Source organism: Streptomyces coelicoflavus (assembly GCF_003112555.1).
Classification (GTDB): domain Bacteria; phylum Actinomycetota; class Actinomycetes; order Streptomycetales; family Streptomycetaceae; genus Streptomyces; species Streptomyces coelicoflavus.
The window spans coordinates 89880-113854 of sequence record NZ_BEWB01000002.1; the positions used below are offsets into that span (position 1 = coordinate 89880).

Here is a 23975-nt window from a genome sequence, read left to right on the forward strand (position 1 = left end):
CCCGCTCACCCCGAGGCCAGCTGCTCCGCGATCTCCTTGACCCAGCCGGCGGTCTTCTCCGGATCGTTGAGGCTCTCCGCCCACGCCTCAGGCTCCAGCTTGTGCTGTGCGGGACCGGCCTTGAGCGCGACGAGCAACTCCCGGGCGGACTGCCGGATCTCGGGCGTCGTGTCGGCGCTCCCGGGGATGTCGGGACCGGCCGCGAGACCGTAGATCTTGCGGGCCATGGCCTGGCGTTCGCCCTTCGACACCTTCTTCCAGATCTTCAGGGCGTGCTTCAGCGAATCCTTGCGCGACCAGGCGTCCTCCGGCTGCTCGCCCTCCGGTGCCCAGCGCTCGGGGTGGCGGACCTCTTCGTAGCGCTTGGTGGCCGCGCGCCCCGCCTTGTACCCGGCCACGCCGAGAATGAGACCGGCCCCCACCGCGGCGGCTATCCAACCGCCCGGGTTGCTGCCCAGCACCCCCGCCGCGGTGACCGCCGCCACGATGCCGCCCGCGGCCTTGGCGGGCTCGCCCACCACGCCGCCCACGGTCTCCTTGCCGATCTTGGCGAGCTGCTTCTTCTTCGCGTACTTCGTGGTCCCGCTCAGGGCCTCCGTGTCCTGCACGGCACGCCGGTGGGCCGCCGCGGCGCTCCCGGCGCGCTCGTACTCCTCCCGGATGGCGTCGAAGGCCGCCTCGGCGGCCGGGTACCACTCCCTGGGCGGGCGCCCCCGGCCGGCCTCCCTGACGGCGTTCAGCCGCGCGAACGCCGCGTCGACCCGCTGCTCGGCCTGGTCCGACTCCTCCCGCAGCCGGGTCAGCAGCTCCTCGTGGACGGCGCCGGGGTCCCCGAGCTGCTTGATCCTCCGGTACTTGCGGGTCGCTCCCCCGACCTTGCCCGCGGCCCGGGCGCCCTTCCACAGGCCGGTGACGGCACTGAAGATGCCGCTCACCTCGGCGGCGGTCGCCGCGTCCGCCGCCGCCTGGACCTTGGTCGCCTCCTTGGCGACGGCCGCGCCGTAGCCACCCGAACTGGCGGTGCCGACGACCGCGTCCGCCCCCTTGGTCCGGGCCTTCTTCCCAGCCGTGTGGTGCGCGGCACCGGTCCGCTTCTTCCTGGCGTCCTTCAGGTTCTTGAGCGAGTCGTAGGCGTTGACCACGACACCGGTGACCTCGGTGAGGAGGTTCCACGACCCGGAGGCCGTGCCCGCGGCGGCCGCGTCGTGCTTGAGGGCTCCGTCGCCCGCCGCGGTGGCCGCCTGGCCGAGGCCGGCGCTGGTGGGGGTCTGGGCACCCTTGGCCAGGTTGTCCGCGGGGTCGAGGTTCTTCTTGAACCGGTCCAGCAGCTCGGCGGCCCGCTTGACCAACTCGTCCGCCGACCTCGCCGCGGCGGTCTCCTCCGCCTCCGTTTCCGGTTCCCTCGCCGTTTCCGGCTCCGGCTCCCTCGCCGTCTCGAAGGTCTCCGGGGTGCCCGGCCGGGACGTCTCGTGGCCGTCCGGGGTGCCCGGCCGGGCGGTCACGAAGCTCTCCGAGCTGCCCGACAGGGCGGTCACGAAGCTGTCCGGGGTGCCCGGCCGGGACGACTCGGCGGACTCCGGCGCCCGTTCCACGGTCGCGTTCCGCACGCGCTGCACGGCGGCGGTCGCGGCCCGGTTGCCGACGCCGGACTGGAACCGCAGGAAGGCGTGCTCCGCCGCATGCCCGGACGGACCCGCGGCCCGGCTCCCGTCCTGTTCCCGACGCTGTCGGGCCGAGACCGACGTGGCCGTGGAAGGACGGGGCGAGGTCTGCTGGACCGGGGTGCTCATGGACATACCTCTCCTGCTGCCGGACCGGGCGAGGCGAAGATAGCCAGGCACGGCGAACAGAAGGGGTGCGGCGGGGAAACACTTCACGCACGCGCGCGGAACGCGTCGGCGGCACACCCCGGGGGTCGGACCAGGCGGCGACGCGAAGACACCTCACCGCTTCTGCTCGGACCGCTCCCCCAGGCCTACTTCGGCTTCTCCGGCGGCAACCGCACCTGGATCGCCGGCCTCTTCGGCCGCAAACCGGCCTTCCTGGTGGGTGTCGCCGGATTCGCGGTGGCCTCCGCGACAGCCGGTGCCGCCACGAACTTCGAGCTACTCATCACCGGCCGCGCCCCTCAGGGCCTGTTCGGCGCCATCGCGGGCTCCGGCGCGTCCGTCGGCCTGCTCACCGCGAACCTCAACTGGCGCCGGACCCTGTACATCAACCTCTTCATCGCCGTGGTCGCGATCGTGGGTGGCTGGTTGCTGCTCGAGCGCACGGAGCGCGACCGCGGCGCGTCCTTCGTGTCCATGCCGGTGGCCGGCGCCGGAATGTTCGGCGTGTTCCTGTTCCTCACCTACTACCTTCAACTCACCCTGGGTTCTCCGCGATCCAGCCAGGGTTGGCGTGCCTGCCCATGGTGGCGACGCTGATGCTGTCGGGCACGGCGCTCGCGGCCGGCGGCATGTTCTGGCTGACGGTCCTGGGACTGGACAGCTCGTACGCCGCCGACGTCCTGCCGCCCTCCTGGTCTCGGCCCCGGCATCGGCATCGGCATCGGCCTCGGCCCGATCATGGCTCGTCAACACGATGCAGCAGATCGGCGGTTCCATCGGCACGCCCCTGCTCAACACCCTCGCCGCCAGTGCCGCCACGTCCTACCTCTTCGCCGTGGGCGGACCGATCGCCGCGCTGCTCCACCGGACCGGCGTCCCCGCGGCGGCCGACCCCCGGCGCCGCCCCCACCGTCCACATGCAGGCGGCACGTGGAGGCTCGCACCCACCTGTGGGCGGGCCCGTCCCGTGCGGGCGCAGCTTCTCGTGTCCGTCGCTCAGCGAGCCGGGACCGGCCCGTGGGACGGCCGCCAGTCCCGCCGGAGCAGCCCGTACACCCAGGAGTCGGACACCTCGCCGTTCACGACGCAGTCCTCCCGCAACGTCCCCTCACGCACGAACCCGACCTTCTCCAACACCCGGGCGGACGCGTCGTTGCGCGTATCGGCCTCCGCCTGGACCCGGTTCAGATCCAGCGTGTCGAACGCCCACCGCAGCAGGGCGCGAGCGGCCTCCGTCGCGTAGCCGTGACCCCACATCGCCTCGTCGAGGCAGTAACCCAGCGACGCGCTGCGGTGGACCGGGGTCCACTCGGACAGGCCGCACCAGCCGACGAAGGCCCCGTCACCGGTGCGGGAGACGGCCACCCGCACGCCGGTGCCGTCGTCGGCCATCTCCCGGCACCTCGCGAGGAACCGCCCGGCGCGAGCCGGCTCGGTCCACGGCGGGGAGTCCCAGTACCGCATCACGGTGGTGCTGCTGTGCAGGGTGAAGAGAGCGTCGGTGTCGGCGTCGGTGAAGGGACGCAGTCGCAGCCGATCGGTCCGCAGTACGGGGGTGGTCAGGGCCATGGCCCCATCCTGCGCCCCATGGGCCGGACCCGGCACCGGATTTCCGGTCCCCGCGCAGGCGCGACCGACGCGCCCCTGTCCGGCCCCACCGGGACGTCAACGGCTGTGCGGCAGTTTCAGGGCCGCCGTGGAGCTGAGGAGCGCCCCGGCGGTGACGATCATCGAGGTGATGAAAATGGCGTCCGCCGCCGCGCCGCCCCCGCGCCGTCGGCGGCGCTCAGGTACACGCTGCCGTATGTGGCGACGCCGAGGACCTGGGCGACCTGGGCCCCGGTGGTCATCACACCGCTGGCGTCCGCGGCGTCGGCCGGCTTCACCTGGGCCAGGGCCACGGTCAGCAGCGGGCTGGTGATGAAGCCCATGCCGATACCGACGACCAGTTGCAGTCCCAGCAGGCCCGCGCCGCCGTCGCCGCCGGAGCGCATGACGAAGCCGATGCCGCCGTACCCCAGGGCGGCGACCAGACAGGCTGCGGCGATCATCGGCCGGTGCAGCCGTGCGGGCACCTTCTGCCAGGTCAGGCTTCCGCCCGCCACGCCGAGGGCGAGCGGCGCGAAGGTCAGTCCGGTGCGCGTGGCCGACTCGCCGAGCGCCGTCTGCATGTGCTGGGAGAAGGCGAAGAGGAAGCCCGCCCCGGGGAACTCGGCCCCCGTCAGGGTCAGTAGGTGCGTGGGATGCCCCACGGTCGAGTCGGCCTTACCCCTGAATGCGACGCTCGGCGGCATCGAACGCGGGCGCGAGCGGAAGGAGCGCCGCGCGGAGTTGGTCGGGCAGTGAGCCGGAGGGCACCACCAGTCCTCCGGCGTCGGCGCCCGCCGCGGCCCCGGCCGGCCGAAGCCAGCCTTCCAGGGCGATACGTACCGCCGAGGCGACGCTCGCCGCGAGGACGCGGGCCGTGTGCGCGCCCGTGTCGTCCAGGCGTTCGGCGATCACCGCCGTGAGAGGCGGCTCGATGCCGGCGGTGGAGTCGAGGAACGCGTGGCGCAGCGCGGGCCGCGTGGTGATGAACAACAGCGCCTCGTGCCCGCCCTCCCCGGCGTCGGTGTACTGCTCGACCACCGCCTCGGTGACGGCGTCGGCCAAGCGCACTCCCGCGGGCCGGGCCGCGACCGCCGCCGCGATCCGCGCCTCCCGGTCCGCGGTGACGGCGGAGACGATCGCCTGCTCGCGGCTGGCGAAGTAGTTGTTGTAGGTGCGCGGCGAGACCCCGGCCGCGTCGGCGATGTCCTCGACCCGCACCCGGTCGAGGCCGTGCTCCATGGCCAGGCGCAGGGCCGCGGCGCGCAGCGCCTCGCGCGTGGCCTGCTTCTTCCGCTCCCGCAGCCCCGGTGGTGGTGTCGTCACGGTGCCACCGTCCCATACAAGACTGCGTGCCCGCAAACTTGCGTGCACGCAAGTTTCCTGTCAGCCTCACCTCACCCGAACCGACCAGGACAGACGAAACAGACGGAACAGACGGAGAGGACGTCACCATGCGGGCCAGAGGAATGACCTACGACACCGGATTCGTCCTGCACGGCCGGACGGCCCGCGAGCACTTCGACCCCGCGGTCGTCCGGCGTGAACTCGCCGTCATCCGCGACGACCTGCACTGCAACGCCGTCCAGATCACCGGCGGCGACCCGGCCCGCCTCGAGCTGGCCGCGGAAGCCGCCGCCGACCTCGGCCTGGAGGTCTGGTTCTCGCCCTACCCCCTGGAACTGGATCCCGAGCAGATCCTCACCCTCTTCCGCGACTGCGCCGAGCGCGCCGAACGGCTCCGGCAGCGCGGAGCCGAGGTCGTGTTCGTCGCCGGGGTCGAGCTGAGCGTGATGAACCGCGGCTTCCTGCCCGGACAGACCCCCGAGGAGCGCGTCGCGCGGCTGATGAGCCCACCCGAGCGGCGGGCCGACACGATCCGCGAACTCGGCGTACGCGTCAACGCGTTCCTCCGCGACGCCGTGGCCGCGGTCCGCGAGCGCTTCCAGGGCAGGCTCACCTACGCGGCCATCCAGTTCGAGCAGGTCGACTGGACCCCCTTCGACATCGTGACGTACGAGCTGCTCCGCTCCGCCGAGGTCGCCGACCGGTTCCGGGACGCGGTGCGCACCCTGGCCCGGGGCCCGAAGCCGCTCGCCGTCACCGGGTTCGGCACCGCGGCCTACGTCGGCGCGGGAGACCGCGGCGGGCGCGTACTGGAAGTGGTCGAGTACGACCCGCAGACCAAGGACCCCGTACGCCTGGACGGCGTCTACGAGCGTGACGAGCCCGGCCAGGCCGCCTACCTGAGCGAACTGCTGGAGATCTTCGAGACCGAGGGCGTGGACAGCGCGTTCGTGTTCCTGTTCGCCCTGGCCGGCTACCCGCACCGCCCGGACGGCGACCCCAGGGACGACCTGGACCGGGCCGGCCTCGGCATCGTCAAACTCCTCGAAGGCCGCCGGGGCCGGACCTACCCCGACCTGGACTGGGAACCCAAGGCCGCCTTCGCGGCGGTGGCGGAGCGGTACCGGAGATGACCAGCCCTCCTCGTGGCCCACGTCGGCGTCGGTCCGTACCCCCGAGGTGATCGACCGTCCCTCCCGCGCCGGGAACAAGGCGCCGTCACCCGGAGCCGGCCTGATTCCGAACGACACCCCCCAACCCAACCCGGCCCGGTGAGGGCGCGGCCGCACGCGCCGTGCCCCTCCACTCTGGGGAAAACCCCCACATCCTTTGGAGGTTGACCGGATGGCTGCCCCTGCCGACGGGTCCATACGGTCACGGCATGAAGCGAATGAACAGGACAGTGATGATCTCGGCGGTGGCGATCGCGCTGACGGCGAGCGGCACGACGGCCATGGCCGCACCGACAGCCGGGAACCCCCGGCCCGCCGCCCTCGCGCCGGTCGCGGCGGACGCACCGCGGGGCACGCTCGTATCGGTCGAGCGCCTGCGCACGCTCACGGCCCGCGAAGTCGCGGCCGAGCTGGCGGGGGACAAGGCCGGCGCCTGGGACACCGGCGCCGTACGGTACGGCCTGACCACCTACCGGATCGTGTACCGCACCGTCGACCCGCACGGCCGCCCCACGACGGCCAGCGGCCTGCTGGCCCTGCCGCGCAACGGCGAACGGCGCCTGCGTACCGTCTCCTTCACCCACGGCACCGAACTGTCCAAGACCGACGTCGCCTCCGTCTCGACCAGCGTCTGGGACCAGGCCCCCGCCCTGACCCACGCCTCCGCCGGATTCGCCACGGTGCTCCCCGACTACCTCGGGCTGGGCCTGGGCCCCGGCCCCCACCCCTGGATGGACGTTCCCTCGGAGACGACGGCCGCCCTGGACATGCTGCGCGCCTCCCGCGCCGTCGCGAGGTCGCAGGACCGGGAACTGCGGCGCGACGTCCTGGTCACCGGCTTCTCCCAGGGCGCCTCGGCGGCACTGGGACTGGCCCGGTCGCTGCAGGACGGCGACGACGACTTCTTCCGCCTGCGCGCCGTGGCACCCATCAGCGGCGCGTACTCCTTCCGCGACGCGGAACTGCCCGCACTGCTGGCCGGGCAGACCGAACCGAAGGCAAGCGTCATCTACTCCGCGCTGACCCTCGTCGCCTTCAACCGCCTGCACCACCTGTACGACACACCTGCCCAGGTCTTCCGCGCGCCCTACGACCGGACGATCGAAGGTCTGCTGGACGGCACCCACAGCGGCCGGGAGGTCGAGGCGGGCACCCCGGACACCATCGACGCGCTCCTCACCCCCCGGGGCCGCGCGATGCTCGCCCACCCCACCGCCCGCCTGGCGGCGGCCCTGCGCACCGCCGACGGCGTCTGCACCGACTGGACACCGCGCGCCCCGATCCGGCTCTACTACGCCGACGCCGACGAACAGGCCGTCCCCGCCAACACCGCCCACTGCCACACCGCCCTGCGCGCCCGCGGCGTCCACGCCCCGACGATCAACCTCGGCACCCCCGACTACGGCGGTTCCCGCCACCTGGGTTCCCAGCAGGCGGGGACGGCCGCGGTGGTGCGGTGGTTCCGGTCCTTGGGGTAGGGGGCCTCCACACTTGCCGCTCAGCGGCCCAGGGGCAGTCCGGCACTTGTGCGTGCAACAGCCGTTGTCCGTCACCGTCCACCCGCAGGGTGTACGTCTCCGGCCGGGGTCGTCCCGCAGCGTCGACCGCGTCGATGAATTGCTCGACCCGGCTCCACAATTCCAGGGGGCCGCCTTCCCGGACACTCCAGTTCCCACCGTCGGGAGTGAGCGTGGCAACGGATCCGGAGACCACGTCGATGAGGTGCAGCACCCCGTCGAACGTGACCATCTGAGCGTCCGGTACGGCACGCTGGGCGAGGAACCGCAGGTGGAACGCCTCCTCCGTCGCGGCCGTGATTCGCTTCGGCGTGTGCCGCGCGGACCGGGGCCGATCCTCGTGCAGCCCTGCGGCCCAGTCTGCGGGATTCCCGTATGCCGGTGCCGCGTGGGTCCGGGCGGGCATGAAGGAGATGGTGCCGGGCAGCAAAGGCCCCTCGTCGACGGTGAGCAGGACGCGGGCGCTGCCGTAGAGCCACCCCGAGAGGGGAAGCAGGATCTTCCCGCCGGGGCGGGTCTGGCGGGGCAGCGCGGGCGGCACCGACTGGAAGGAGCAGGTGGCTACGATCCGGTCGAACCAGGCCTCGGGCCAGTATCCGTACAACCCGTCGGCCCTGGCGAGCGTCGGGGTGTAGCCACAGCCGTACAGAGCGTCGGCGGCCCCTGCCAGCCTCGCGGCGTCTACCTCGACGCTGGTCACGTGGGACGATCCAAGCCGTTCGCAGGCGAGCGCCGTCGAGTACCCGGTACCCGTCCCGATCTCCAGGACCGTGTGGCCCTCGCTGACATCCGCGTCCGACCACATGCGCAGGACGAGTGAGGGCAGCGTCGACGAAGACGTCGGCGCCCCTCCGTGCCGGACGACCGGCTGCTCCCAGTCGGTCTCCTCGCCGTCGAACTGCCTGATGAGCGTGGTGTCCGAGTACGAGGCGGCTAGCCAACGCCCGTAGTCGAGATTCGACGTCACCGGCTCCCACACCGTCAGTCCCTGCGCGTCGAGGTGGTCGGCGGCAAGATAGAAGCCGGGTACGAACGCATGACGCGGCACCTCCTCCGCGGCCGTGAGCCAAGCCGGGCGGACCGGAGACAGGGCATCGGCACCGGCGTCAGCAGTGGCATCGGCGAGGCCCTTCACCATGGCCGCGCGCAGCGCCCCCGCGTCGTGGTCGAGATCCGTGGGCAGAGTCATGAGCTGACGGTTCCTTCCGTGCTCAGAATGTCGGCGAAGGCCTCGGTGATCGCGGGCGCGTCCGGGAGCCAGCCCCACTGTCCGTTCGGGTTGCACTCGATTGCCCACCAGTCGTCCGGGGAGAGCCCGTCACCGGTGAGTGCGAAGTCGAAGCATCCGAAGACCAGGCCAGAGGCGGCCAGATAGCCGTGCAGTGCGGTCTCGACGACCGGAGGGACGGTGAGGGGAGAGTGGACCAGGTCGTCCCAGTCACCGCGGCGCCAGTCGAGTGCCCCGCACGGGGCAGTGATCCGCTGGGCGAATACCCGCCGGCCGACCACGGTGACCCGTGCGTCACCGACCTTTGGAACCTCGGCCTGGAAGAGATGCGCGGTCACCGAGAGCGAGTCGTCGAAGTCGTCGGCGTGAACGCGCTGGGTCCAGATCGCACCGGCACGGCCGTCCTCGCCGGGTGGCAGCCCTCGAAAGGTCTTGCAGACAACGGATAGATGCCTCTCGGTGAAGTCCCGCGCCGTCACGACATCGTTGGTGACCAGGGTCGCGGGAATCCGTAACCCCAGTTCCGTGAAACTCTGGAGCTGTCCCGGCTTGAACTCCGCGCGGGCCACAGCCGCCGGATGGTTGACGTACACGGCGGATCGCAGACAGTTCAGGACACCGCCGAGCCCGTGTCTCGCCTCCGCCACCGCGAAGGCCCGCTGCTGACACGACACCTGTCCGAACCGGTCCCGGTAAGGAGTAGGCCGCCGATGGTAGACAGCGCCGATTTCACCCAGGTCCGCCTTCCGATCAGGGCGGTGCCGGCTGAGGTCCGGCTGCTACGGCAAGCCGCTGCGACCCAGCTGGGGCGGTGGGGGATGCACCATGCCGTGGAGGAAGTCGAGCTCGTGGTCACGGAGCTGGCCACGAACGTCATCAGGCATGTGGGTGAGGGTGCGTCCGCCACCTTGTTCCTGGAGTGGGAAGGTGAACGGCTGCGTGTCGAAGTCCACGACAAGAGCCGCTCAGTGCCGTCCCTGTCAGTAGCAGACTGCGACGACGAATGCGGGCGCGGCCTGCACTTGCTTGCCTCGGTGACGGCGGACTGGGGGACGGTTCTGACGGCGATCGGCAAATCGGTGTGGTGTGAGATCGCGCTCGGGCCTGAGCAGTCGTGCCGACGGACGGAACGCGCGGTGGCGGCACTGGAGGGCTACCGAACCCTGGGCGGCATGGCTCGGGGAGGCAGGCTTCGCGATACCGCTCTTAAGACAGCTGCGGTGGAGTTGATCGCCGACCTGCTGCACTGGACGGCCGCCAGTGGCCTCGATCCCGATGATGTCCTGAGCCGGGCGCAGATGTACTACGAGGCTGAGGAGGGTACCGCCGCCTGAAGGTATCGCTGGGCCGATCCATAGCTATATCGACGGTTCGGCCCCTCGAGCACGGGAGAGCGACGATCCCGGGTGAGCGGCGGCCATACGCAAAAGCGCCTCCGCATCCGCGACGGCTTCTCGCTCGTGCAGTACTAGAGCCGTACACACCACCTCGTGATCGTTGCGGTCGCGCGCATAGATGTGCACGAGGTTGTCGGTCAGCTCGTCCTGGCCCTGAGCTCGCAACAGTGTGACCAGCAAAGCCACTTCCAACGGCGTGTACGCCTCTGCCGTATAGCGGAGCAGCGCGAGAGTGCTGTCCGGCCGGCCGTCGCGGAGCAGCTCTTCAGCGCGGCGGCCGACGTTGCGGGCCTCCAGGGCTCGGTTTCTGCTCTGTTGCCGGTCCCCCTGACGGCGGGGGACCGGCAACAGCGTTGCGGGGCGCACCGCAGTTGAGAACTTTTTCGTGCCGGCCTCACTTGCCGGTAGCGGAGGGGCGGCCTTCATCCGCTGGGCCTCCTTCTTCAGTGTGGCGACGTTCTGGCGTAGTTTCCCGAGCTCTCTGGCCTGTTCTGCAGCCGACTGTTCGAGCTCTCCATTGGCGTCTTGCAAAGCCCGGAGTTTCTGGCCAGCGGCATGTATCGCATCTCTGCGTCGTTCCCTGTGCCGCGCGCAGTTGGCGCATCGTTCCTGCTCGGCTCTCGAGCGTAGTGTCAGGAACTTCTCTCTGGTGATGCCGACATTCTGGCTGCCTCCCGCATCCCTGCAGGCGGTCTCGAAGATGACAGCGGCCCCCTTCTCGGGCGGGACACGCTGGCCCTGGAGGTACCGCGTCAGTGCGGTCTCGCTGACGTGCAGGTATCGGGCGGCCTGGGCCTGTGTCGGATGGGTCGGCGTCAGTCCTTCTGGAGTCGTGACGGCCAGATGGCGGCAGATCTTTTGAAGTGCCACCGCCAGCTGACGCCTGTCCGGCAGGACGTCCCTGGCAAGATCCTTCTCCGTCCACGCGAACGGGCGGCGACTGCTGCTGCGTGCTGCCATGAGTGGTAGACCTTCGCATATTCGGATAAAGCAGCCATTCGTGTCGCCAGTCGGCGACGCTGTTGGTCATTGTGCCGGAGGGCAACGGGCCGTCGCCTGGCGTTTTTTGTTTCTTGTCTTGCCAGTTGAGGCGCAAGTTGCATCGAGAGGGTTCAAGGTGGGTTCGATGTGCCACGATTTAAGAGTCAGCCGCTAATGAGGCGGGGGGTGTGGGGCGCAGATTCATGTTGCGTTCATGCCAGTTTGTGTTCGGCAGCTGGCTGTCTGATTTCACGTGTTCTATGGGAGGGGACCCACAACATGACGTTGCCGTCTTGGCAGGACACCAGTGTCGGTAGCCACAAGCTGGGAAGCATGGCGCGTGCTGCTCTCTGGCTGATCCAAGAGGTCCGGGTGGGCGAGAGGTTCACCGTGGCCCGGCTGCGGGAAGCCTTCCCGGACGTCGCGCAAATCGACCGGCGTATGCGCGGTCTGCGCGACTACGGCTGGGAGATCTTGACGGCGCGGGAGGACCCGGAGCTGCTTCCGCAGGAGCGCCGGTTCGTGAGGCGAGGCAAGGACGTCTGGGTGCCGGGCCAGGCGAAGAGCCCGAGTCACAAGGCGAGTATCACCAACGCTCAGCGGGCGAAGGTGATGCAGGCCGACGGATACCTGTGCCGCACGTGTGGCATTTCGGCCGGCGAGGCGTACGACGACGGTGTAACGCAAGCGGTGCTCAATGTCGCCCGGCGGCAGGTAGCGCTGCTGGACAGCAGCGTCACCCATGAGTTGGTCACCGAGTGCCAGCGGTGCGGGCGGGGCAACGTGGACCGGACCGTTCACCTGGCGGAGGTGCTCTCCCGGGTCGAGTCGCTGGCTCCCCTTGAGCGGAGCGTGCTGAGGAGCTGGGTGAAGAACGACCAGCGTACGTACAGCTCACTGGAGGTGCTGTGGGGTATGTACCGGACTCTGCCGGATGACTCCCGGATGACTGTGGCTGGTGCACTTGACTCTGACGGCACGGACGACTGAGACAGGACGGGAAAACCATGATGCGCGAGTTTCCGGCCCCGCCACGGGCGGCCGAGTTCAGCGAGCTGATCAGCAAGAAGGTCGAGGAGGTCAAGACGTCTGCCGGTACCCGGGAGACGGTGACCGTCGACTGGAACGGGCAGCAGGCCCACGTCGAAGTGATCGACTTGCAGCTCAGCAGCCTCTTCTATAACCCCAGCACCCACCGGATCCGGGCTCAGCGCAGCCACGACGCCGAGCGCGACGCGGCGTTGGACAAGGACCCCTGGAGCGCGGAAAGTCAGGACTACCTCGGGTTCTTGCTCAAGGCGGATCCCGAGAACACGAGTGTGCGGGACAAGGATTTCGATGTCCTGAAAGACAGCCTTCACCAGTTCGGGCAGAACGACCCGGGGCTGGTGACCCGGCATGGGGTGCTGGTCAACGGCAACACCCGGGCTGCCGCGCTTCGCGAACTCGGCGCGCAATCGATGCGCGTCGGAGTGCTGCCGGCTTCGTTCACCTGGGCCGACATCAACGCCGTTGAGCTGTCCTTGCAGCTTCGCAGGGACCACCGGCGTGATTACTCCTACATCAACCGCCTCATCGCCATGGAGGAGCAGGCGGCGCTGGGCCGGACGCCTGAGCAGATTGCCAAGGACTTCCGTATTCAGGTGCGCACCTACTACCAGGAGCGGTGGATCCTCAGCACGATCCGTGAGCTGAACGAGCGCAGCCGCGTCGGCGGCGGCAACGGACTGCGTTTGGTGGACTGGGAGGGCGCGCAGGAGCGGCTCAAGGAGCTCCACCGGCTGTACGTGAAGCTGGAGACGGTGGACCGTGACCAGGCCGAGGTTCTGAAGGAGTTGCGCCTGGCCGCGATCCTGCTCAACTTCTCCAAGACTGACGTCCGGCACATCAACGAGGACTTCCTGAAGGCGGGGCTTGAGCAGCAGTTGCCCATGGGTGGTACGACGGCCGCGCAGCCGCAGTCGGTGTCCATCCCGGGGCTGGGCTTGGAGGTGCCCGCCGCCTCCTCCGCCGTCGCGGAGGCGCGGGCGATGAATGACGAGATCCTCCGCACCGCAGCCGTGGTGAGGAACAAAGCCGCGGACCTCGGTGACGAGCGGAGGGCTGCCGCGCAGGACACCTGGGACAGCACGCAGAAGGCGTTCGACGAGGCGATCGAGGCAGCGGGCCGCAGTGCGCGCCTGCGCAAGCGCAAGCAGCTTGCCCCGGCCCGGCTGGCGGAAGCCTGCGCGAGTATCGACCAGTGCGTGAGCGACCTGGTGCAGGCGCGGACCTCGCGCAGCCTGGACGAGGAGGCGTTCGATGACGCTGTGGTCAAGCTGCGGGGCAGCCTGCTCAAGCTTGCGCAGCAGGCCGGCCGCGGGCTGCCGCAGCCGGGAGACGGCGTGAGCTGGCTGCTGGAAGCGGTCACGGCGGAGGGCGCTAAGTGACCAGTTCGGCCAGCGAGAAGTCGCTGCGGCTCGGGTTCGACGAAACCCGGACCCGGGTGGTGCTGCGAACCACGGAATCGTTCCAGCAGGAACTCGTACAGCTGGCCGCCCGGTTTCGTACCGGCGGTCAGCTTGGCCCTCTGAGCGTTTCCGTCTCCCTGGACGAACTGCTCGCGGACCTCGGCCTGCTCGGCAGTTGGTCGGACCCCGCTGGTGTGGAGTGGGCGGATGACCTTCGGGAGCTGGTGTCTGGAGTAGTTCAGGATGCCCACACCGTGCAGCAGCGGCTGGCTGGGCGGCAGACGGCTGGCGAGGTCGCGCCCGACGACGTGTCCTTGCTGCTCGGAGATTCCTGGAAGGGCGAACTCAGCGAGTTCCAGCGCCGGGATATCTCGAAGCTCCTGTCGCTTCAGCACGGCGCCAACTTCAGTGTGCCTGGTGCTGGCAAGACCCGGGTCGCGCTCGCTGTGTATGCAGCCCAGAAGGCGGCTGGCCGGGTGAGCCGACTGCTGGTCGTGTGCCCTAAGTCGGCATACGAGTCATGGCGTTACGAGACCGCAGAGTGCCTTGTCCACCCGCTGCGTATCAACGTCCTGGACGGGTCGCTGGATCAGTGGGCTGAAGTGCTCGTGGTGAACTACGAGCGTCTTGACCGGTCACTCTCCATGCTGGCTGGATGGCTGAAGTCGGGCCCCTCCATGATCATCCTGGACGAGGCGCACCGGATGAAACTGGGTGCCCGGGGAACCTACGGGGCGGCTTGCATGGCGCTTGGGCCCCTGGCCGCACGCCGACTGATTCTGACCGGTACGCCGGCTCCGAACGGTTCACGGGACCTGGAAAACCTCTTGGGCTTCGTCTGGCCCGGCCACGGCCAGCGCACGGTGGTCCAGGCGGTCGCCGGCGGGGATCTTGCGCACGCCAGCACGGTTCTCCGGCCGCTGTTCACCCGTACGACGAAGCATGAACTCGGCCTGCCTCCCGTGCAGCTGGGCCTGCGCTTCGTTGACATGCCGCCGCTGCATGACGAGATCTACACGGCGATCGTGGGCGGCGAGAGGAGCGGAGCAGCGCGCGAGGACCTGAGTTCCCTCGGGAAGACGGCACTCCGCCTTCTCATGGCTGCCACGAGCCCTGCCCTTCTTCTGGAAGGAGGCAGCCGATACGAACCACTCGCGTATCAGCTGCCCCCGATGGAGGTTCCCGAGGGCGGTTCGCTGTACTCACTCATGCAGAACCTTCCTGACTACGAGCTTTCGCCCAAGTACAAGGAAGCCGTGACGATCATCGCGGAGAACGCTGCCCAAGGCCGGAAGACGCTGGTCTGGACGACGTTCGTCCGGAGCCTGACCACGCTTGAGCGCATGCTGGAGAAGTACAGTCCGGCTGTTGTTTACGGCGGTACGCCTGACCGCGAGGAGCAGATTCGCCGGTTCAGAGAGGACCCGGCGTGCATGGTGCTCATCTCGAACCCGGCCACGCTGGGGGAGGGGATCAGTCTGCACCACGTCTGCCATGACGCTGTCTACGTGGACCGTGACTTCATGGCGGGCCGGTTCCTGCAGAGCCTGGACCGGATCCACCGTCTTGGGCTCGCCCCCGGCACGGAAACCCGGGTGACGGTGTTGGCGGTACGGAACTCCGTGGACGAGGTTGTGGCCGCCAGCCTGGAAAGGAAGCTGGAATTCATGGGACGCATCCTGGACGACCCCACGGTGCAGCAGCTCGCCGATCTCGAGGAGGAGCCTTCGGTAGCTGCTGGACTTGCTCCGGGTGACATCGAGGCGCTGCTGAGCCACATGGGAGGTCGCTAGGACGGCTGCGTGCACAAGGGACCGGCGGTACTACCCTCTGCGGTGTGTCCCACGAAGCCGAATGGGAGGCCCCGGAAGGTTCCTGGGCTTCCTCCGCAGCACGTCGCCGCAACATGCAGGCGATCCGCAGCCGCGACACGAAGCCGGAGATTCTGATCAGGCGGCTCGTGCATGCCGCAGGGCTGCGGTACCGGGTAGCTGCCCGTCCACTCCCTGATCTTCGCCGGACAGCGGACATGGTCTTCCGTTCAGCGAAGGTCGCGGTGTTCATCGATGGCTGCTACTGGCATGGCTGCCCTGAGCATTACGTCCCGCCGAAGACTAATTCCGGTTATTGGTCGGAAAAAGTCGTTCGTAACGTCACTAGAGACCGGGATACTGACGCGAGGCTGCGGGAAGCTGGTTGGCTCGTGCTCCGTTTCTGGGAGCACGAGCCGTCAGACGCCTGTGCCAATGAAATCGCTGTGACGGTCTTGGCTCGGCGCGCGGGAGGTGCGGCTCGCAGCAACTGAAATCTCCAGTTGTTGCGGGACATCATCGACCGGGCCCGTTCCGGCTGGCTCCATCTCGTAGTCTCGGGTGAGAGCGTCGCTGTGTTCAGGGCGCAAGACTGCAGCGATAGCCCGTCCTACAGCCTCGGCTACCGGTGGCGGGAAGGCGTTCCCGACCTGACGGTAACGGGCTGTTTTACGTCCCTGGAATTCCCAGGACTCTGGGAACCCCTGGATGGAAGCTGCCTGAGTGACGGTGAGCATAGGGCCGGTAGGGCGGAAGAGATCGCGTTCTGGATCGCAGTATTCTGGGTCGTTGGCGACACCCATTCCGTCGATTCCGAGCTCTGCCCAAGCGCGCTTGGCACGGGTGGGCCCCAAGTCGGCTCCGCCGTGTTTCCTAGAGCCGCCTACGAGAGTCGGGGCAACGGTCTTGCCCGCTGCTGCGGCCCGCATGATGTTCTTCTTCCATTCTTCGTAAACTGATTTCCCGGTCGGTTCACCGGGCCGGGGTGATTTCCCTTCGGCGTTTACGTTCCAGAATGCCCTGCAGCGGGCAAGCATGCTTTTATCAAGCTTCTTGAAAACCGTTACCTCGTCGCCCTTTATTCCGATCGGCCACTGGAAACCGGCACTCCCCGGACTTACCGCAGAACGGTGAATGGCGACCAAGATTGCACGCGGCCGGAGTTGTGGCACGCCGAAATGTTTTGCGTCAAGCCGTCGCCAAACTTTTCGCATGGTTACGTCTTGGGCGCTTGCTGACTGGTTCGGGTCAATGTCGGGAACTAGGTAGCCGAGATCGCGCAGGGTGTCAAGAATTGAATTCCTGTACTCAATGAAGACTTCCGGGGGCTCAAGAATCCCTCTGACGTTCTCAATCATCACCGCTTTTGGCAGGAGAGTCGAGATGATGTCGAGTGCCGCAGGGAAGAGGTCTCGCTCATCGTCCGGGCCAAGCCTGTGTCCGGCCAGGGAAAACGGCGGGCATGGCACGCCACCCGCAAACAAGTCGAGTTCTCCGGGCTCGAGGCCGAGGCTGTTCCTGGCGTCGGACCCTAGGAAATCCTTGACATCCATAGGATGAAGCTCGTCAGCCTTTTGCTGATCCCAGCCGGGCCAGCCTCCTACGTTGGCGCGCAAGGTGGACACCGCGTGTGAGTCCCATTCGACGAGGGCGCGGTGATCAAAACCGGCGTTGTGAAGTCCGACGGCTTGCCCCCCGGCGCCCGCGCAGATCTCGATCGAGGTCAATGGCGAGGCGAACCGCGGTCGCGTCTGGCCGCTGCGGGGCATGCCGCTACTCCTAAGATGGTCGTCCGGGGAGAGGCGATGATCACGCGCGAGCCTCTCGGCATCAAGAGTCTCGCACTTTTGATGAGTCACTGAAGCATCACCCGCGAGGTAAGGCCGTGGGGGAGCAAGGTGTTAGCGACTCACTGTGATCATCCGATTCCGTGGAGTGTCCCTGCTGTCCTGTCTGGGCGTCTTACTCGGCGACGTCGACTGTCCGGCGGGCCATGCCCGGCACCGGCACGTTCACGCGGTAGCGCAGGCCCGACGCGTGGAGCAGGCGCCGCACCGCGATCTCCGGAGCCGTGTCGCGGGAGCCCTGGCGGCTCATGCGGGCGGACACGGAAGCGGAGGACGGGACGGGGCCGGACATGCGGCCATTGTGCCGGACGGGCTCGTGCGTGGCTGACCACGGACCGAGCCCGCAGGTCGTGCCGGGCGTCGGTCCCGAATCCGTTCCGGGCCGCCGCGACGAGGTTCGACGACCGTGCGTGAGGCGCTCGAAAACCGTTGGAACGAGGCCGCTGTGTGCCCCTACCGTGCTGCCGAACCGAGTCGCCCAGGCAAGGACGTGCCGTTGTACACCCTGTGAGACCCCCCGAGTGCTGATCTGTCGCGCGTCGCACATGTGAGACGCGCTCCTTTCTGCTGCGGTCTTCTCACTGAAACCGGTGTACTTCTGTGCTCGTCACCTGGGTTGTCATGCCCACCTGCCTGCCTCTCGTCCTCCGCACCTGCCGAACGTGCGCGTCCAAACGTTTCCGGGCAAGCGGCAAGTTCCGCGTCAACGCACACCACAAGCTTCTCGACGCCTGGCTCCTCGTGCTCTGCACCGCTTGCGGGGACACGGCAAAGCTCACGGTCCTGGAGCGGACAAACGTGCGTTCCATACGGCCTGAGCTGCTGGACCGACTGCATGCCAACGACGTCGGTCTGGCGGCCGAGTTGCTGCAGGACCCGGTCGTGCAGCGCCGTAATCGCATCGTCCTCGACTGGGACGACGCCTGGCGCCTCGACACAGGCGGATCGGATCACCTGGACCGCGAGGTGGTCGACGTGTCGGTCCGCTTCGCGGCGCGGATTCCTGTCCGGCCGGTGCGACTGATCGCTGAGGGGTGCGGTCTCTCGCGGGCCGAGACCGAGAGGCTGATCGCGGAGGGCAGACTCGTTTCGGCGGTCCGGCTGAGCGGCAAGCTGTCCGGCGATTTCACCTTCACGCTCAAGCGCTGAGTCCTCCGTGGGACCGGGGTCTGTCCGGCAAGAGCCGCCGGACAGGCCCGGGAACCGTCGTGGGCGCCTCGCCCGGCGGCCCCCCCGGTTGTTAACCTGCCGCGATGGACGAGGTGTTGGACGAGGGACCGTTCTTTCACGGCACGAAGGCCGACCTGCGGATCGGGGATCACCTCACCGCCGGCTTCGCTTCGAACTACCGGCCCGAGATCGTGATGAACCACATCTACTTCACCGCGCTGCGCGACGGCGCGGGGCTGGCCGCCGAGCTTGCCGCCGGGGACGGGGAGCCGCGGGTGTACGCCGTCGAGCCGACCGGGGAGTTCGAGAACGACCCGAACGTGACCGACAAGAAGTTCCCCGGCAATCCCACCCGCTCCTACCGCAGTACGGAGCCGCTCCGGATCGTCGGTGAGGTCGCCGACTGGACGCGGCAGACTCCCGAGGCCCTCCGGATGTGGCGGGAGCGGCTGGCCGCGATGGTGACGGAGGGCCGGGCGGAGATCATCAACTGAGCAGCAACTGACCGTCGACCGGGCCGGGCCGGGCGGGAGCGTGGCAGGAGCTGCTCGGAAAGACGGCCGGGACGGCGGTCAGGCCTTTGCCTCGTCCGCCAGGAACCCCGTCAGCCCGTCAAGCAGCATCCCGCTGCCCTGCTCCGCGCCGTCCCGTTCCTCCGCCGTGTCGCAGGTCTGGCGGAGGGTGATGACCGTGTTGCGGGGGCCCTGCTCCGTCAGTTCGAGGGTCATCGTCGCCGGGTCCGGGCGGCCCGGGACGTCCATGCCGAGGGTCAGCCGGTGCGGTTCGGCGACCTCGATGTAGGAGCCGGTCAGCGGGAACTCCGCGCCCTCAGGCGTGCGCACCGTGGCCTTCCAGATGCCGCCGGGGCGGACGTCCATCTCCACGGAGCCGGGGACGGCGTAGGCCCACTGGGCGTACTGGTCGGGGGTGGTCCACGCCTGCCAGACCCGGGACGCGGGGGCGTCCAGGGTGCGGGTGAGGGTGTAGGAGAAGCCGTTCTGGTCGGTGCTCATGGCGTCGTGTCTCCTCGGGTGGCGGTGCCTCGCCCGCTGCCGGCGAGGCTCTCGCACCTGTAGACGACCGGCGGCACCGAATCTCATCGGTGTCCGACCGCTGTCCGACCGGTGTCTCAGCGGTTCCCGGCGACGTCCGCCCCGTGGCAGTCGCCGTACGCCCGCCCCGAGCCGCACCAGCACGCCGCCCCGCGCTGTGGGGGCCACGCCACCGCGAGTCCCCGGGCGGCCAGTGTCGTCGCGTACTGCGGGAGCAGCGTCGGGTCGGCCGGGGATGCGCCCTCGGACGCGGCGAAGGCCTCGTAGGACGGGACCGTGCCCGGGACCACGCCCAGGTTGGGGGTGCCCGACGAGGCCAGTTCGCGCAGGGCCGCCTCTATCGACGCCAGGTGGGCGTCGTAGGAGGGGTACTCGGCGGCGAGGGACGGGTACGCCTCGAGCAGCTCCGCCAGTTCGCCGGCCGGCCAGTGGAGCATGGCGACCGGGAAGGGGCGGGAGAGGGCCTCGCGGTAGGCGCCCAGCTCGGCGCGGAGGCGGGAGATCTCCGCCTCCAGGTCCGCCGGGTTGTCCGAGCCCAGTGACCAGACGCGTTTCGGGTCGTGCAGCTCGTCCAGGGAGACCGGCATCGAGTGCAGGGTGTCGGCCAGCGTGTCCCACTCGTCGTGGTCCAGGCCCAGCATGCGGCGGACGCGGTGGCGGCCGTAGAGGAGGGGGTGGGTGGCGTACGGGGGTTCCGGTACGTCGGTGAGGAGCAGGCGGGCGCCCTCCGTGAACGTCTCGTGGGCCGCCTCCAGCTCGTCGTGGGACTCCAGGGCCTCCGCCACGATCACCCAGGGGGCCGGGTCGCGCGGCGCCGCCGCACGCACGCCGTCGATGATCGCCCGGGCCTCCGCCTCGTGGTCGTACTCCCAGAGGTTGGACGCCTTCAGGGCGCGGACCAGGGACGGGTTGTCCAGGGGCGCGGGGGCCGGTTCGGAGGGTGACAGCAGGCGGTCGTAGAGCTTGGTCGCGGCCGGGCGGTCGCCCGACAGTTCCAGGTGGGCCGCCGCGCGCAGCAGCAGGGTCTCGGCGTCCTCGGGGTAGAGGCCGGCGGTCCGTTCCAGGCGGGCCGCCTCGGCGGCGTGGTCGACGTTTTCGGCGGGCGTGTCGGGGCGCATGGGGGACACCGTACTGCCGTGAGGTGACGAGGGTCAGCCATCCGGGGGCCGCGGACCGGGAGCGGGGCCGACGAGGCGCCGTACCCCTCAGTGCCGTTCCCGCAGCGTTCCCACCAGCACCGCCGCCACCACGGCCAGGCCCGCCGACACCCACAACGCCACGTTCGTACCCGCCCCCGGGCTGCCCGCCGACGTCGCGACGGCGATCGTCAGGGCGACCCCGGCGCACGAGCCGATGTAGCGGAACGTCTGCTGCGCGCCCGAGCCCATCGCCGCGCGGGCCGCCGGTACCGACTCCACCGCGAGCAGCGGCAGCGCGGCGTTCAGCAGGCCGCTGCCCACGCCCGCCACGACCAGGCCGGGCAGCAGGCGGGCCCAGGAGCCCGCGCCGACCGCGCCGAGCATGGTGAGGACGCCGATTCCGTGCAGGGCGAAGCCGACGGCCAGTTGGTGGCGGGGTGAGACGCGGTGGGCGAAACGGCGTGCCTGGAGCGCCACCGCGAAGGCGAGACCGGCCCAGACCAGGGAGAGCAGGGCCGTGGCCATCGGGGACAGGCCGAGCGCCCGCTGGAGCACCGTCGGCAGGAAGCTGAAGAGCCCGATCACCGACAGGCCCGTGAACAGCCCGCCCGCCGAGGAGGCCAGGAAGAGCGGGCGGCGCAGCAGCGACAGGTCGATCATCGGGGTGGCGGCGCGGCGTTCCACGACCACGAACAGGGCGCCCAGCAGCACCGCCGCTCCCAGCAGCAGGCCCACCGGGGCCCGCAGCCAGCCGTCCCGGCCCAGCGTGAGCGCCGCCACCAGTGCGACCAGGGCCGGTCCGAAGGTCAGCGCCCCGGCGAGGTCCGGCCTGCCGGGCCGCGGCGAGCGCGACTCCGACAGGGCCCGCGCGCCGAGTCCCGCCACCACCAGCGCGGCGGCGCCGAGGACGCCGTACGCCAGCCGCCAGTCGGGGATCGCGCCGACGAGCACGGGGCCCACGGCTATCCCGCCGCTGACGAAGGCACCCCACACGCCGGTGGCGCGCAGCCGTCCGGCCGGGGTCGGGAAGGCGTGGACGAGCAGGCCGAGGCTGCTGGCGAGGAGCGCCGCGCTCGCCGCGCCCTGCGCGACGCGGGCCAGCGTGAACAGCCAGGTCGTGGACGCGAACGCGCCCAGGACGGTGGTGATGCCGAGGGCCAGTGTGCCGGAGACGAAGAGCCGGCGGCGCCCGTAGTCGTCGGCCAGGCTGCCGGCCACCAGGAGGAGGGCGGCCAGGCCGAGCGGGGTGCCGTTGATCAGCCAGGCCTGGGCGGACAGCGGGGTGTGCAGGGCGGCGGCCGTGTCGGGGAGCGTGACGAGCGGCGCGGTGTACGTCATCAGCGCCACGGCGGTCGCGGCGCTGGTCAGCGCGAGGGTGCGGCCGGGGTGCGGGGGCGGTGCGGCGCGTTCGGCGGGTGCCGCGGGGGCGGGTGCGGGCGTGGTGGGGGAGTCCGTGCCGGTGTCGCTCATGGGTGGCGGTCCGCTCTCGATGGCTCGACGGAGGAGGGGCCCCCTCCGAGGTGTGGGTTCGGTGAATGAACCGACCTGAGGCGGACCAACCTAGCACTGTCGGTTCGGTGACTGAACCTAATGGCGGGAAGTGGCTACAGTGGACGCATGGCACTGGGCAAGGACTACGCGGCGCAGGAGTGCTCGATCGCCCGCGCGCTCGAGGTCGTCGGCGAGCGCTGGACGCTGCTGGTGATCCGCGACGCCCTCTACGGCGTCCGGCGCTACAACGACTTCCTGGTCCACCTCGGCATCCCGCGCGCCGTCCTGGCCAACCGCCTCCAGGCGCTCACCGCCGAGGGGATCCTGGAGAAGCGCCGGTACCAGGAGTCGCCGCCCCGGGACGAGTACGTCGTCACCGACCGCGGCATCGCCCTGTGGCCCGCCCTGCGGGCACTCGGCATCTGGGGGCGCGAGCACCTGGGCGGCGAACCGATGCGCACCTTCTGGCACGCCGACTGCGGCACCGAACTCAGTCCGTACGGCGCCTGCCCCACCTGTGGCACCCTCGTCGCCGTCCAGGACATCGACATGCGGCCGGGCCCCGGGCTCGACCCCGACCCGGCGGACCCGGTCAGCCGGGCGCTGCTCGGCACCCGGCGGCTGCTCCAGCCCGTCGAGACCGAGCCGGGTTCCGCGCAACGGCCTGTATGACGCAGCCTCCTGTGTGACGGCGTCCTGTATAACTGGGGCAAACGCGCGTGCGAGAGGAGGAGTCGCCGATGCCGCCGACGAGCACGGAGAACCGCCCGGCCGTCCAGCGTCTCCCACGCCTCCTGCGCCCCCTGCTCGCCCTGCTGCTGGTGCTCCTCCCCGTCGCGCTCGTCGACGCCGGCGGCCTCTCCGCCACCGTCGCGCTCGCCGCGACCACCGCGGTCGGTTCCGCGCTCGCCGCGTGCGCCGTCGTCGCCGCGCGCTGCGCCCCCGTCGTGCCGCCCACCCGGGTGCATACGGCCATCAGGGACCGTGACCTGCGTACGGCCTTCCTGCCGCAACGCGATCCCGACGCCCCGGGCCGCCGTCGGCCCCGAGCGCCCGGACACGCCCTCCCGGCGACCACCGCGTAGGGCACAGCTTCTTCCACACCTGGCCCCGCGCCGGTCGTGTCGTCATGCCGCCCCACCTCAGTCCGGCACGACGAGACCCCCGGAGGGCTCACCCACCCATGTCCGTTTTCGCCAGCCTGGTCGAGCACCTCGCCGACCTGCTCCAGCCCCTGTTCGGCGCCTCGGCCGCGGCCGCCGCCATCGTCCTGTTCACCGCCCTCGTACGGCTCCTCGTCCACCCGCTGTCCCGGGCCGCCGCGCGCGGGCAGAAGGCGCGCACCGAGCTCCAGCCGCGCGTCGCCGAACTGCGCCGCAAGCACGCCAAGAACCCCGAGAAGCTCCAGCGGGCCGTGCTCGAACTGCACGCCGAGGAGAAGGTGTCCCCGCTGTCCGGGTGCCTGCCCAGCCTGTTCCAGCTCCCCGCGTTCTTTCTCCTCTACCACCTCTTCTCCAGCACCTCGATCGGCGGCGAGGCCAACGCGCTGCTCTCGCACCGGCTCCTCGCCGCCCCGCTCGGCGGGCACTGGGCCGACGCACTCGGCGACGGCGGGCCCCTCGGCGGGGCCGGGCTCGTGTACGCGGCGCTGTTCGCGGTCGTCGCCGGGGTCGCCACCTTCAGCTACCGGCTCACCAGGCGCACGATGGCCGCCCGGCCGGTGCTGCCCGCCGGCGACGGGGAGGCGGCCGTGCCGGGCGTCGGCGCGATCACCAAGGTCATGCCGTTCATGTCCTTCTTCACCCTCGTCACCGTGGCCGTCGTACCGCTGGCCGCCGCGCTGTACGTGGTCACCAGCACGACGTGGAGCGTGGTGGAGCGGGCGGTGCTCTACCGCTGAGCGCGGGCCGGTCCGCCGCCCGGCTACGGTCCAGTACGTGAACGGGGTATTGCGGAG

General features: G+C 69.9%; 23 protein-coding genes and 2 pseudogenes. 13 read left to right on the forward strand and 12 right to left on the reverse strand.

Translation table 11 applies throughout. The features are described from left to right. Nucleotides 1-5: 5 nt before the first annotated feature. Nucleotides 6-1790, reverse strand: coding sequence for a hypothetical protein (locus Sco07f_RS00650; RefSeq protein ID WP_159106911.1), 1785 nt, complete (start codon nucleotides 1788-1790; stop codon nucleotides 6-8). A 162-nt stretch (nucleotides 1791-1952) separates the two neighbouring features. Here Sco07f_RS00650 and Sco07f_RS40440 point away from each other — a divergent pair. Continuing rightward, nucleotides 1953-2749, forward strand: a pseudogene (locus tag Sco07f_RS40440) (MFS transporter); the annotation flags it as partial. A 76-nt stretch (nucleotides 2750-2825) separates the two neighbouring features. Here Sco07f_RS40440 and Sco07f_RS00660 read toward each other — a convergent pair. The 3 genes from Sco07f_RS00660 to Sco07f_RS00670 all read right to left on the reverse strand — a co-directional run bounded on the left by Sco07f_RS00660 (nucleotide 2826) and on the right by Sco07f_RS00670 (nucleotide 4742). Beyond that, nucleotides 2826-3398 (reverse strand): GNAT family N-acetyltransferase, encoded by a 573-nt coding sequence (locus tag Sco07f_RS00660; RefSeq protein ID WP_108986638.1) that lies wholly within the window; start codon nucleotides 3396-3398, stop codon nucleotides 2826-2828. A 158-nt stretch (nucleotides 3399-3556) separates the two neighbouring features. Next, nucleotides 3557-4081, reverse strand: a complete 525-nt coding sequence (locus tag Sco07f_RS00665; protein WP_244941966.1) for an MFS transporter — start codon at nucleotides 4079-4081, stop codon at nucleotides 3557-3559. Nucleotides 4082-4094: 13 nt separating this feature from the next. Beyond that, nucleotides 4095-4742 carry a TetR/AcrR family transcriptional regulator gene (locus Sco07f_RS00670; protein WP_108986639.1) on the reverse strand — a complete coding sequence of 216 codons (648 nt, stop codon included), beginning with the start codon at nucleotides 4740-4742 and terminating at the stop codon, nucleotides 4095-4097. 128 nt (nucleotides 4743-4870) lie between these two features. Between Sco07f_RS00670 and Sco07f_RS00675 the strand changes: the two genes are divergently transcribed. Together Sco07f_RS00675 and Sco07f_RS00680 are read left to right on the forward strand one after the other, a co-directional pair. Beyond that, nucleotides 4871-5896, forward strand: coding sequence for a glycoside hydrolase family 113 protein (locus Sco07f_RS00675; protein WP_203602916.1), 1026 nt, complete (start codon nucleotides 4871-4873; stop codon nucleotides 5894-5896). 248 nt (nucleotides 5897-6144) lie between these two features. Beyond that, on the forward strand, nucleotides 6145-7413 hold the full coding sequence (locus tag Sco07f_RS00680) for an alpha/beta hydrolase family protein (RefSeq protein ID WP_244941967.1): 1269 nt from the start codon (nucleotides 6145-6147) through the stop codon (nucleotides 7411-7413). Here the strand turns inward: Sco07f_RS00680 and Sco07f_RS00685 are convergent. Then, nucleotides 7316-8641 carry a methyltransferase domain-containing protein gene (locus Sco07f_RS00685; protein ID WP_108986641.1) on the reverse strand — a complete coding sequence of 442 codons (1326 nt, stop codon included), beginning with the start codon at nucleotides 8639-8641 and terminating at the stop codon, nucleotides 7316-7318. The two genes, Sco07f_RS00680 and Sco07f_RS00685, sit on opposite strands and share 98 nt — an antisense overlap. Further along, on the reverse strand, nucleotides 8638-9354 hold the full coding sequence (locus Sco07f_RS00690; RefSeq protein ID WP_244941968.1) for an MvdC/MvdD family ATP grasp protein: 717 nt from the start codon (nucleotides 9352-9354) through the stop codon (nucleotides 8638-8640). The genes Sco07f_RS00685 and Sco07f_RS00690 overlap by 4 nt, the downstream gene beginning before the upstream one ends. 36 nt (nucleotides 9355-9390) lie before the next feature. Here Sco07f_RS00690 and Sco07f_RS00695 point away from each other — a divergent pair, with 36 nt between their 5' ends. Beyond that, entirely contained in the window at nucleotides 9391-10014 is a 624-nt protein-coding gene (locus tag Sco07f_RS00695) for an ATP-binding protein (protein ID WP_108986643.1), read from the forward strand. A gap of 24 nt (nucleotides 10015-10038) precedes the next feature. Here the strand turns inward: Sco07f_RS00695 and Sco07f_RS39690 are convergent, their stop codons facing one another. Then, on the reverse strand, nucleotides 10039-11037 hold the full coding sequence (locus Sco07f_RS39690) for a hypothetical protein (RefSeq protein ID WP_159106913.1): 999 nt from the start codon (nucleotides 11035-11037) through the stop codon (nucleotides 10039-10041). Nucleotides 11038-11337: 300 nt separating this feature from the next. On the opposite strand from Sco07f_RS39690, the gene Sco07f_RS00705 reads away from it, so the two are divergent. The 4 genes from Sco07f_RS00705 (at nucleotide 11338) to Sco07f_RS00720 (ending at nucleotide 15813) form a co-directional block, all read left to right on the forward strand. After that, complete coding sequence (locus Sco07f_RS00705; RefSeq protein WP_108986645.1) at nucleotides 11338-12048, forward strand: KpnI family restriction enzyme N-terminal domain-containing protein; 711 nt, start codon at nucleotides 11338-11340, stop codon at nucleotides 12046-12048. A gap of 17 nt (nucleotides 12049-12065) precedes the next feature. Further along, a complete protein-coding gene (locus tag Sco07f_RS00710; RefSeq protein ID WP_108986646.1) occupies nucleotides 12066-13487 on the forward strand; it encodes a ParB N-terminal domain-containing protein in 1422 nt (473 codons plus the stop codon). After that, nucleotides 13484-15301: a DEAD/DEAH box helicase gene (locus Sco07f_RS00715; RefSeq protein ID WP_167467977.1), complete on the forward strand. Its 1818-nt coding sequence runs from the start codon at nucleotides 13484-13486 to the stop codon at nucleotides 15299-15301. Before Sco07f_RS00710 ends, Sco07f_RS00715 begins: the two co-directional genes overlap by 4 nt. A 113-nt stretch (nucleotides 15302-15414) precedes the next feature. Next, nucleotides 15415-15813, forward strand: coding sequence for a very short patch repair endonuclease (locus Sco07f_RS00720; RefSeq protein ID WP_239109434.1), 399 nt, complete (start codon nucleotides 15415-15417; stop codon nucleotides 15811-15813). Here Sco07f_RS00720 and Sco07f_RS00725 read toward each other — a convergent pair. After that, nucleotides 15739-17046, reverse strand: coding sequence for a DNA cytosine methyltransferase (locus tag Sco07f_RS00725; RefSeq protein ID WP_369695748.1), 1308 nt, complete (start codon nucleotides 17044-17046; stop codon nucleotides 15739-15741). The genes Sco07f_RS00720 and Sco07f_RS00725 overlap by 75 nt on opposite strands. Nucleotides 17047-17287: 241 nt before the next feature. Further along, nucleotides 17288-17416 (reverse strand): annotated as a pseudogene (locus Sco07f_RS00730) (very short patch repair endonuclease); the annotation flags it as partial. Between the two features lie 350 nt (nucleotides 17417-17766). Between Sco07f_RS00730 and Sco07f_RS00735 the strand changes: the two are divergent. Beyond that, nucleotides 17767-18315, forward strand: coding sequence for a DUF1062 domain-containing protein (locus Sco07f_RS00735; protein ID WP_108986649.1), 549 nt, complete (start codon nucleotides 17767-17769; stop codon nucleotides 18313-18315). 104 nt (nucleotides 18316-18419) lie between these two features. Then, entirely contained in the window at nucleotides 18420-18830 is a 411-nt protein-coding gene (arr, locus tag Sco07f_RS00740) for an NAD(+)--rifampin ADP-ribosyltransferase (protein WP_108986650.1), read from the forward strand. Nucleotides 18831-18908: 78 nt separating this feature from the next. Here arr and Sco07f_RS00745 read toward each other — a convergent pair whose 3' ends face one another. From Sco07f_RS00745 to Sco07f_RS00755, 3 genes are all read right to left on the reverse strand, one after another. Then, nucleotides 18909-19349, reverse strand: a complete 441-nt coding sequence (locus Sco07f_RS00745) for an SRPBCC family protein (protein WP_108986651.1) — start codon at nucleotides 19347-19349, stop codon at nucleotides 18909-18911. A 116-nt stretch (nucleotides 19350-19465) separates the two neighbouring features. Continuing rightward, nucleotides 19466-20506, reverse strand: a complete 1041-nt coding sequence (locus Sco07f_RS00750) for an SEC-C domain-containing protein (RefSeq protein WP_108986652.1) — start codon at nucleotides 20504-20506, stop codon at nucleotides 19466-19468. An 87-nt stretch (nucleotides 20507-20593) separates the two neighbouring features. After that, nucleotides 20594-21997 carry an MFS transporter gene (locus Sco07f_RS00755; protein WP_108986653.1) on the reverse strand — a complete coding sequence of 468 codons (1404 nt, stop codon included), beginning with the start codon at nucleotides 21995-21997 and terminating at the stop codon, nucleotides 20594-20596. A gap of 147 nt (nucleotides 21998-22144) precedes the next feature. Between Sco07f_RS00755 and Sco07f_RS00760 the strand changes: the two genes are divergently transcribed. The 3 genes from Sco07f_RS00760 to Sco07f_RS00770 all read left to right on the forward strand — a co-directional run bounded on the left by Sco07f_RS00760 (nucleotide 22145) and on the right by Sco07f_RS00770 (nucleotide 23918). Then, a complete protein-coding gene (locus tag Sco07f_RS00760) occupies nucleotides 22145-22690 on the forward strand; it encodes a winged helix-turn-helix transcriptional regulator (RefSeq protein ID WP_108986654.1) in 546 nt (181 codons plus the stop codon). 68 nt (nucleotides 22691-22758) lie between these two features. Then, nucleotides 22759-23103, forward strand: coding sequence for a DUF6412 domain-containing protein (locus Sco07f_RS00765; RefSeq protein ID WP_108986655.1), 345 nt, complete (start codon nucleotides 22759-22761; stop codon nucleotides 23101-23103). Nucleotides 23104-23201: 98 nt separating this feature from the next. Next, the gene (locus tag Sco07f_RS00770; RefSeq protein WP_108986656.1) at nucleotides 23202-23918 is read left to right on the forward strand and encodes a YidC/Oxa1 family membrane protein insertase; all 717 of its coding nucleotides are present in this window, start codon (nucleotides 23202-23204) and stop codon (nucleotides 23916-23918) included. The last annotated feature ends 57 nt before the right edge of the window (nucleotides 23919-23975 follow it).